Origin of the sequence: Rhodococcus sp. A14, assembly GCF_011603105.1 — a bacterium.
Lineage (GTDB): Bacteria > Actinomycetota > Actinomycetes > Mycobacteriales > Mycobacteriaceae > Rhodococcus_F > Rhodococcus_F opacus.
The window spans coordinates 1-2,195 of the sequence record NZ_JAAOQS010000239.1 but is presented as its reverse complement, the minus strand read 5'-3'; the positions used below and the strand labels follow the sequence as shown (position 1 = coordinate 2,195).

General features: G+C 69.1%; 1 protein-coding gene. It reads left to right on the top strand.

Annotated features, from left to right (window positions below; all coding sequences use genetic code 11):
* Positions 1-6: 6 nt before the first annotated feature.
* Positions 7-2,190, top strand: a complete 2,184-nt coding sequence (locus G9373_RS45050; protein ID WP_167121292.1) for a malate synthase G — start codon at positions 7-9, stop codon at positions 2,188-2,190.
* The last annotated feature ends 5 nt before the right edge of the window (positions 2,191-2,195 follow it).

Here is a 2,195-nt window from a genome sequence, read left to right as displayed (position 1 = left end):
CATTTCATGACTGAGCGTGTTGAGGTCGGCGGTCTGCAGGTCGCGAAGGTGCTCTACGACTTCGTGAACGAGGAGGCGCTGCCGGGGACCGGGGTGGACGTCGACGGGTTCTGGTCGGGTGCGGCGAAGGTGATCGACGATCTGGCGCCGAAGAACAAGGCGCTGCTGTCCACCCGCGACGACCTGCAGGCCCGGATCGATGCCTGGCACCGCGACCGGGCCGGTGCCGTGATCGACCCGGCCGAGTACAGGGCGTTCCTGACCGAGATCGGGTATCTGGTGCCCGAACCGGCCCCGTTCGAGGTGTCCACGGCGAACGTGGACACCGAGATCACCGCCACCGCCGGCCCGCAGCTGGTGGTCCCGGTCCTCAACGCGCGCTTCGCGCTGAACGCCTCCAACGCGAGGTGGGGGTCGTTGTACGACGCCCTGTACGGCACCAACGCCATCCCCGACGACGGCGGCGCGGAGGCGGGCGCCTCCTACAACAAGGTCCGCGGCGACCGGGTCATCGCCTGGGCCCGCACCTTCCTCGACACCGCCGCCCCGCTCGCGACCGGGTCGCACGCCGACGCCGCCGCCTACACCGTCGACGGCACCGCCCTGACCGTGCAGCTCGCCGACGGCACGATCACCGGCCTGGCCGAGCCGGGCAAGTTCGTCGGCTACCTCGGCACCCCGGCCGCCCCGACCAGTGTGCTGCTGCGCAACCACGGGTTGCACGCGGAAATCCAGATCGACCCGACCTCCCCGATCGGCCAGACGGACGCGGCGGGGGTCAAGGATGTGGTGCTCGAATCCGCGGTCACCACCATCATGGACTTCGAGGACTCCGTCGCCGCCGTCGACGCCGACGACAAGGTGATCGGCTACCGCAACTGGCTCGGCCTCAACCGCGGGGACCTGACCGAGGAGATGACCAAGGGCGGCACGGCGTTCACCCGCCGGCTGAACCCGGACCGGGTCTACACCGCCCCGGACGGGTCCGAGCTCACCCTGCACGGGCGGTCGCTGCTGTTCGTCCGCAACGTCGGGCATTTGATGACCACCCCGGCGATCCTGCACGGCGACGGCACCGAAATCCCCGAGGGCATCCTCGACGCCCTGATCACCTCCCTGTGCGCGGTCCACGGGCTGTCCCGGTCCGAGCAGACCGGGCCGTTGGACAACTCCCGCACCGGGTCGATCTACATCGTCAAACCCAAGCAGCACGGCCCCGACGAGGTCGCGTTCACCACCGAACTGTTCGGCCGCGTCGAGCAGGTCCTCGGCCTGCCCGGCAACACCCTCAAGGTCGGCATCATGGACGAGGAACGCCGCACCACCGTCAACCTCGCCGCCTGCATCAAGGAAGCCAGTGAGCGGGTGGTGTTCATCAACACCGGGTTCCTCGACCGCACCGGCGACGAGATCCACACCTCGATGGAGGCCGGGCCGATGATCCGCAAGGCCGAGATGAAGAAGCAGACCTGGATCACCGCCTACGAGGACTGGAACGTCGACGTCGGGCTGGCCGCCGGGTTGCAGGGGCGGGCGCAGATCGGCAAGGGCATGTGGGCGATGACCGAGCTGATGGCCGAGATGCTCGAGCAGAAGATCGGCCACCCCAAGGCCGGCGCGAACACCGCGTGGGTGCCGTCCCCGACCGGGGCCACCCTGCACGCCACCCACTACCACCAGGTCGACGTCGTCGCCGTCCAGAACCGGCTCAAGGGCACCCGGCGGGCCACCCTCGACGAGATCCTCACCATCCCCCTCGCCCCCGACACCGACTGGTCCGAGGCCGAGAAGCAGGAAGAACTCGACAACAACTGCCAGTCCATCCTCGGGTACGTGGTCCGCTGGATCGACGCCGGCGTCGGCTGCTCCAAGGTCCCCGACATCCACGACGTCGCCCTGATGGAGGACCGCGCCACCCTCCGCATCTCGTCGCAGTTGCTGGCGAACTGGATCCGGCACGGTGTGGTCACCGCCGACCAGGTCGTGCAATCGCTGCAGCGGATGGCCCCCGTGGTGGACCGGCAGAACCAGGGCGATCCCACCTACCGGCCGCTGGCCCCGGACTTCGACACCAACATCGCCTTCCAGGCCGCGAAGGAACTCATCCTCGACGGCACCCGCCAGCCGTCGGGCTACACCGAACCGATCCTGCACCGCCGCCGCCGCGAATACAAAGCAGCCAACGCCTGACCCGG